This is a genomic window from Streptomyces sp. NPDC004051 (assembly GCF_053604275.1).
Window position 1 is genome coordinate 1 of record NZ_JBSGHG010000074.1, and the last position, 7,164, is coordinate 7,164.

The window sequence follows — 7,164 nt, forward strand, 5'->3', positions numbered from 1 at the left end:
AGCCCGGACGGCGGTAGCCAGCCACCGCCGTCAGGCCGAGCCCCACAGACCGGCGTCACCTTGCGCCAAGTCACGATCTACGGCTGGAGTACTAGCCTCATTCGCCGTCCGGACCTCCGGGGAAGTGGCGGAGGACCCAGTTCGTCACGGAGCGGAAGGCGCCGGCGAACGCGCCGCCTATCGCTGCCAGTCCCGCCTTCTCGATGAAGTTGGTGTGCCTCCTCGAGGGGGCGGCCTTGTGGGTTTCTTTCTCCTTGACGGGCAGTGCCGGTTCTCGGGCAGCACTCGCCATTGCCCCTGCTGGGGTGTGGTGCGTGGTCATGCCGAGGAGCTTGGACCATTCGGTGGCATGGAGACAGCCGGGAATACGCCAGTCCTCAGTGACACAGGGCAGCGGGAAACCCGCTGACCTGCCCAAACCGCGCGCCTGCGGTGCCGTTCCCCCTATTCCTTCGGGTGGTCCGTCCTACCCGTCGCCTTCCTTGCCCGGTCGCCGAGCCCAACCCGCGCGAGTGGCTGGAGGTCCACCCGGCGCCCCCGGCCGCGTAGGACAGCCCCGGACGCCTCTCCCGTCCCGGCCCCGGAGGGCTGCTGGCCTCCTCTCAACGGCGGCCCCGTCCGGCAGCACGCCCGGGCGGGGCCGCCCCGCGTCCGGGTGATCCGGCCCGCGCGGGCCCGGGGAGCCGCTACGGTGCTCCTCGTGGCAGGACGCGCACGCCACACGCCGCCGCTCCCGGCGCCCACGCCGCCCGGGGAGCACCGCCGGCCAAGGTCCCCGGGGGCCCGCGAGGTTCAGTCCTGCTGTCGGCTCCCTCACGGATGACCGGCGGACGCGTGGGGCCGCCGAAGCCTGGAGGACCGGATGCCGAAGAGGCAGAGCACCGCCGCTCGCCGCGCCCGAGCAGCCGCCCGCGCCGGGGCGAAGTACACCACCGCCCTGCGCGCCGAGGAGACCGGCCCGGCCCCGGCTCCGCGCACCTTCCCCGGGAACGGCGGCCCGTGGGTGTCGTCGTGGACCGGCGACTCGCACAACGACGTCAACCCTGCCTGTGGGCACCACCTCCGGGCCCTGTGCGGGGGCTGCGGGGTCTGCACCTCCTGTGACGGCTGCTACTGCGCGGAGGCCGCCGAGGAGGCCCGTATCGACGCGGAGATCAGCCGGGCCTACGTGCACCACTCGGAGCACGACGACCACACCGCCGGCTGCTACCTGTGCGAGGGGGAGCGCGACCGGTCCGAGGGCTACGCCCGGTGCTGGAAGTGCGGGCTCGCTTTCCCCGACGGCCGCTTCGACCTGACCAGCCACCAGCCCGGTTACTGCTTCCGCCTGTACGCGCAGCCGTCCGGCATCGACTGGTCGTATCTCCGGGGCCAGGACGTCCGGCTCGTCGGCACGCACTACACGATCACCGGGCACGTGCCCGTCGACCAAGAGGCGCCCGACCCGGCCGACCTGATGCCGCACCTGACGATCGTGCGGACGGATGAGGGCTACGAGGGCGAGACGGGGCCGTTCAACCCGCGCGAGTGGCTGGAGGTCCACCCGGCGCCCCCGGCCGCGTAGCGCAGCCCGAGGAGACCGAAGGGCCCGCCGACCTCCGAGGCTGGCGGGCCCTCTCGCGCACCAGGAATGGGCACCGAACGTCATTCCTCCATCTCGTACAGTGACCAGCTACCGAATCACCCAGGAGGAATCCATGGACACCCTCATGCAGACCCCAGCGCGCCGGGTCCGGCACGCCTGTCTGATCACTACTGCCACGGAGGGAATCGCCCAGTGCGCCGAGGCGGCGGCGGGGGTCTACCGCCCGCACACCGAGGGGGAACCTGGTCAGCCGGTGCGGGTCCCCTCCGTGGAGACGTTCGCCGACTTCGCCCGGAAGGCGGCCGCCGAGCTGGACGCCGCCGTCACCAAGGATGCCGCACGCTGGCCGCAGGCGGCCGAACGGGAGCGTCGGGAGGCGGAGGCCACGGCGCAGCGCCGTGCGGTCCTGGCGGAGGCGGAGAGCGTTCTCCTCGGTACGGATGGCCCGGTGCCTCTGCCGACCCCGGCGCAAGCGGCCGCGGTGGACCTGGTCGGGGCCGGGGAGGCGTTCCTGGACGCCATGCGCACCGGCGCCGACGCGCTCGCCGTGCTGGCGAGGCTGACCGGTGACGGGTCGTACGGCACTGCCGAGATCATGGACGAGGCGGTACGGCTCGCCGCGGGGGCCGCGTGCATCGACCTCCAGGAGGCCGCCGGGATGGAGCACCCGGACGAGGCGGCCTACAAGGTGATGAGCGCGGTCCGCTCGCTCGCCCTGGTGGTGCAGCTCGCGAGCATCGACCTCGACTGATCCGAGCAGACCGAAGGGCCCCGCGCCGGGAGAGCCGACGTCGGGGCCCTTCGTCATGCCGCCGCCCGGCCCTCGGGGTGCGCGGGCCGGGCGGCGGTGCTGGAGACCGGAGCGAGGACGCGGCGGCCGCGTGGGCGGAATGCCGGCGCACTCCCTCGTGGCGGGGACGGGGCGCCCGTACCGTAACGATCCGCGGCCGTGCCGACCGGGTGATTGGCACTGCCGTCGCTGAACAGTCCGCCGGGCGACCGGCTGGAGGTCGTCTCCGAGTGGGACGCCGACACCCCGTATCAGTCCTGGCGGCCGCAGATCCTCGTGCCGCCGACGTTCCGGCAGGCGTCCGCGCCCCGGACGTTCGTCGTCGTGAACCAGAAGGGCGGCGCGGGCAAGACCACCAGCGCCGTGGAGCTCGCGGCCGCGTGGGCGGCGGCCGGCCTGCACGTGCGCGTCATCGACGCCGACCACCAGGAGGCCGCCCTGTCGGTGTGGCTGGTGCCGCAGTACCCGGAGGGCAGCCCCCGGCATTCACTGCGGTCCCTGTTCTTCGACGAGTGCAGCCTGGCGGAGGCGACCTACCCGACGCTGTTCGCCGGGGTGGACGTCGTGCCCTCCGGGGTCGACCTGTCGCGCGTGGAGTACGAACGGCCCATCGGTGCGGAGCAGGCCCTGGCGGCCGCGATCGCCCAGGAGGCGGAGGAGGCCGGCGGCCGCTCCCCGTACGACGTGACCCTGATCGACGGGGCGCCGTCCCTCGGGCTGGTCACAGTCGCCGCGCTCACCGCTGCGGACGAGGCCCTGGTACCCATCAAGGTGGGCGGGCTGGACATGAAGGGGATGGCGTCCCTGCACCGCACGATCCGCAGCGTGCAGAAGAAGACCAACCCGAAACTGCGCGTCGGGGCGGTCCTGCTGACCGCGTGGGACAAGAGCGGCTTTGCCCGGCAGCTCGCCACCAAGGTGAGCCAGGACTACCCGGAGGCGGCCGTCATCCCGATCCGGCGCAGCATCCGCGCGGCGGAGGCGCCGCTCGCCGAGCAGCCGATCCGCCTGTACGCGCCCGAGGCGGCCCCGGCCGGGGACTACGACCAGGCCGCCGCCGTCATCCTGCCGAGGGAGGGCGCAGCGTGAGCCGCCGTCGCGCGCTGAACCTCCCCTCCGCCGTCAGCAGCGAACCGGACGACCAGGACGACGAGGGCGTGTTCGGCGGGGACTACGAGCCCGGGCAGTACGCCTTGTCGACGCGTGGGACGTCCGGCGGCGGGAGCGTCGTCGCCGAACTGACCGGGGCGGACCTGTCGACGCCGGTCACGGTTGCCCAGCTCCCCACGCCGTACGACGTCGAGGAGACCGTCACGGCGCCGCTGAACGAGCACGAGCGCGGACACCTGGCCGTGTGTGAACAGGCGCTCCACGGGTTCCGGAAGTCGGTCGTCGTCGCGGGCAAGGCGCTGGAGGTCATCAGCCGCGGCCGCCTCTACCGGGAGACTCACGGCACGTTCGTGGAGTACCTGGACGACGTATGGGCGATCCGGAAGTCACAGGCGTACCGGATGATCGAGGCGTGGCCCGTCGCCGCCGCGGTGTCCCCAATTGGGGACATCAACGAGGGCCAGGCGCGGGAGCTGCGGCCGGTCCTCCAGGCGTACGGCCAGGAGGCGGCCGTCGCCCTGTACCGCCAGGTGAAGGAGCTACGCGGCGACCGGCGGGTGACGGCGGCGGACCTGGCCGAGGCCCGCGCGCTCCTGCCCCCGCCGACGCGGCTCGCCCGGCCGGACCAGGTGCGCGACGTCCTCACCGTGGCGGCCGCCGAGGGCCGCGCGCCCCGCCTCGCCCCGCCCGCCCCGCAGGTGCCGGCGCAGGCCTCCGGCGAGCACCAGGCCGACCAGGCTGACCAGGGCGGCGTCAGTCAAGACGAGGTGGACGAGGGCGCGGAGGCCATCACCACCATGGAGGCCGCGCTCGCACAGCAACGGCAGATCTATGACCGGGTGGGCGGCGGAGTCCTCGCCGCGGCCCTGCTGTACGACCCGGGCCGGGGCGAGCATCTGCGGCGCGAACTGCGGCAGTTCGCGAACCGGACGGCGTACCGGATGCGCGACACCTCCGAGGGCCAGGAGGCGGACGACGCGTAGGCCCGTCCGGGCGACTGCTGCGTCCGGCTGTCGGTGCCGGATGGAACACTGCCCGGCGCAGGGGTGGGCCTGGCCCCTGCGGGTCCTCTCGTCGGGGGACCGGTCGGTTATGGGCGATGGGATGGGCCCGGCGCAAGGTGCGGCGCCGGGCCCTCGCCATGTTCGGCCCCAGGGCCCGTGGTGGTCAAGGGGTCCCCCTTGGGCGGCCTGCGTTCGCCGGGCCGGTAGTGTGCGAAGGAGGTACGGGGACGGACGGGCCAGCCCGGGGGCAGTGGGCCGGGGAGGGCGCACGTGATGACGACCCTGATCACCGAGGTGGCGCTGATCATCGCGCTGGCGTCGTTCGCGCAGGCGCTGAGCGGCTTCGGGTTCGCGCTGGTGGCCGTGCCGCTGCTGGCCCTGCTGACCAGCCCCCAGAACGCCATCGTCGTGGTCACCTCGCTGGGACTGGTGCTCTCGCTGACGGTCTGCGTCCACCAGAGGGACCACGTCAATGTGCGCACCGCGAGCCTGGTGAGCGGAGCGGGCCTCGTGGGCATGCCGCTCGGGCTGCTCGCGGTGACGGTGCTCAGCGCGGGTGCGCTGTCCGTCCTCATCGCCGGTGCCGTGCTGGGGTTCGCCGTCCTGATCGGCCGTGGCATGACCTTCCGGCGCGGGACGGGCCCCACGGTCGCCGCGGGTTTCGCCAGCGGGGCGCTGCTGACCTCGACCGGGATGAACGGGCCGCCGTTGGTCGCCGCTTTCCAGGCCATGGGGCTGGCGCCCCGTGAGTTCCGGGCGACGCTCCAGGCCACGTTCTGCGTACAGAACGTCCTGGCCCTCGCGGGATTCTTCGCCGTCGGCCGGCTGACCCCGGACAGTCTGCTGCTGGCCGGCGCGGGGCTCCCCGGCCTGCTGGCGGGCTGGTGGTGCGGAGACCGCGTCTTCGCCCGTACGGATTCGGCGCGCTTCAAGAAGATCGTCCTGGGGGTGCTGGTCGCCAGCGCCTGCGTGTCGCTGTACCAGGCCGCGCTGAGCTGACGCGCGAGGCTGATTGCGAGCCCGGCACACCGCCGACCGCTCCGGCGAACGGCAGACGGGCATGTGGCGGAGAGTGACGAGCCGTCCGGGCCTGTCGCGGCGATTTCATGGCGCGCTGGAGGCAAGCATCCGGCCGCCCGCGGCTCGTAGACGACAGCTCTGCTGATGCTGATGTCGCTGGCAGTCCGGGGACAGCTCAAGCGTGGTCACAAGCCGTCGACGTCGGCGCCCTGCCAGCTCTCACGCAGATACTCGTAGACGGCTTGTTCGAGCACACGGAAGGAGCGGCCGACGCGGATGGCCGGTAGATGCCCACTGTTGACCAGCCGGTAGACCGTCATCTTGGAGACACCCATGATGCTGGCGACTTCACCCACCGTCAGTAAGGGAATCTCACTCAGTGGCCGCTCCCCGCCGCGCCGGGGAGCGTGGCTCCCGAGGCTGGGCCGGGCCGAGGTGCTGCGGGGCGCCCTGGAAGGGGCTAATGGCTGTTCCTGGTCCGACGTCTCACGACTGGCTCGCTCGTGCAGGGCGGCCAGCCGGGCGCGGGTGTCGTTCTCGTCTGTCCACAGTTCAGAGACGGCAGTGGCCGTACCGTGCAGGTGGCGCTCGATGCTCATCGTTCACCTCCGCTGACGTCCGCAAGAGCGATTTCCAGGGTGTCACGGCCGAGACGCAGGCAGGTCTTCACGGTGTTCACGGACACTCCCATGACGGCTGCAATCTCGTCGTTAGGTAAGTCGAGTTGCCAGCGCAGCGCGATCGCCGTGCGTTGTCGGTCGGGCAGTTTGCGCACCGCCTCAAAAAAGACCAGCTCCCTCTCCCTCAACCCTAGGTCGTCTGGCCCCGAGCTCTGCGGCAGTTCGCCGGGGTCAGTACTCAGACCATGCCGCTGGCGGGAGGCTTGGACGCGCTGCAGTCGCTGGCCGGCCACCTTGAACAGCCATGCCTGCGGCTTCTGCAGATGGTTGACGAAGTCCCAGTAGGTGTGTGCGGCCAGCATCGTCTCCTGGGCCGCATCGTCGATGACCGCGTGGTCCCCCTCAAGCCACAGCAGATAGCGTCTGACCTGCGGTTCCCAGCGCAGGAAGAACTCGTCGAATTCATCTGCGCGGCGGGCTATAGATTCACCTGCACGGGCCATGGGTCGCCCCCCTCCTGCCGCCCGGGTCAACGCGTCCGACTGGGAGTACCAGTGCGTTCCCCGATGACCGTCCGCCGTCCGTGGACGACATCTTCCACCTGAACCCGGCGGTCCGGCAGCCTGCGCAACAACACCGAGAGGGTGGCGCGCCGCTCGCGCTCCATTCCGTTGGCGGTCCGTCCACGGGCCAGTTCGTGGAGCACGTCCCACAGTCCCGCGCCGTTCTTCCGGGGCCGCAAGACCAGCCCAAGCAGGACGATCGCCACTGAACCGCCCGCCGCGTTCAACACCTCCGGACCCACCAGCACTCCATTCGTGATCGGCCGGGACCCAGCGCCCCGACTCTGCCCACTACAGGCATCGCGGGACGGGAAAGGGTGAACGCCGCATGAGATATCCAGTGTGGCGCTGGTCACGTTCTACACCTGGGCTAGGGGCAATACCGGTGACTTTGGTGGGTTCTGGTCGTTGGATGGGGTGTGCCAAGGCCGGGTCAGGTGAAGTCGTCGGGGGTTGATCGGTTCTCGGATCG

8 protein-coding genes are annotated in these 7,164 nt (G+C 71.8%); 5 read left to right on the forward strand and 3 right to left on the reverse strand.

The window, feature by feature from the left end:
* Window positions 1-97: 97 nt before the first annotated feature.
* Window positions 98-322 (reverse strand): hypothetical protein, encoded by a 225-nt coding sequence (locus ACWEQO_RS34380; RefSeq protein ID WP_452986445.1) that lies wholly within the window; start codon window positions 320-322, stop codon window positions 98-100.
* A gap of 540 nt (window positions 323-862) precedes the next feature.
* Here ACWEQO_RS34380 and ACWEQO_RS34385 point away from each other — a divergent pair.
* The 5 genes from ACWEQO_RS34385 to ACWEQO_RS34405 all read left to right on the forward strand — a co-directional run bounded on the left by ACWEQO_RS34385 (window position 863) and on the right by ACWEQO_RS34405 (window position 5,488).
* Window positions 863-1,564, forward strand: a complete 702-nt coding sequence (locus tag ACWEQO_RS34385; RefSeq protein ID WP_452986446.1) for a hypothetical protein — start codon at window positions 863-865, stop codon at window positions 1,562-1,564.
* 100 nt (window positions 1,565-1,664) lie between these two features.
* Window positions 1,665-2,336, forward strand: a complete 672-nt coding sequence (locus ACWEQO_RS34390; protein WP_452986447.1) for a hypothetical protein — start codon at window positions 1,665-1,667, stop codon at window positions 2,334-2,336.
* A gap of 213 nt (window positions 2,337-2,549) precedes the next feature.
* A complete protein-coding gene (locus ACWEQO_RS34395) occupies window positions 2,550-3,464 on the forward strand; it encodes a ParA family protein (protein ID WP_452986448.1) in 915 nt (304 codons plus the stop codon).
* Window positions 3,461-4,468 carry a hypothetical protein gene (locus ACWEQO_RS34400; protein WP_452986449.1) on the forward strand — a complete coding sequence of 336 codons (1,008 nt, stop codon included), beginning with the start codon at window positions 3,461-3,463 and terminating at the stop codon, window positions 4,466-4,468. The genes ACWEQO_RS34395 and ACWEQO_RS34400 overlap by 4 nt, the downstream gene beginning before the upstream one ends.
* Window positions 4,469-4,762: 294 nt before the next feature.
* Window positions 4,763-5,488 (forward strand): TSUP family transporter, encoded by a 726-nt coding sequence (locus ACWEQO_RS34405; protein ID WP_452986450.1) that lies wholly within the window; start codon window positions 4,763-4,765, stop codon window positions 5,486-5,488.
* A gap of 206 nt (window positions 5,489-5,694) precedes the next feature.
* Here ACWEQO_RS34405 and ACWEQO_RS34410 read toward each other — a convergent pair whose 3' ends face one another.
* Together ACWEQO_RS34410 and ACWEQO_RS34415 are read right to left on the reverse strand one after the other, a co-directional pair.
* Complete coding sequence (locus ACWEQO_RS34410; protein WP_452986452.1) at window positions 5,695-5,889, reverse strand: helix-turn-helix domain-containing protein; 195 nt, start codon at window positions 5,887-5,889, stop codon at window positions 5,695-5,697.
* 215 nt (window positions 5,890-6,104) lie between these two features.
* Window positions 6,105-6,632, reverse strand: a complete 528-nt coding sequence (locus ACWEQO_RS34415) for an RNA polymerase sigma factor (RefSeq protein ID WP_452986451.1) — start codon at window positions 6,630-6,632, stop codon at window positions 6,105-6,107.
* Window positions 6,633-7,164 lie beyond the last annotated feature (532 nt).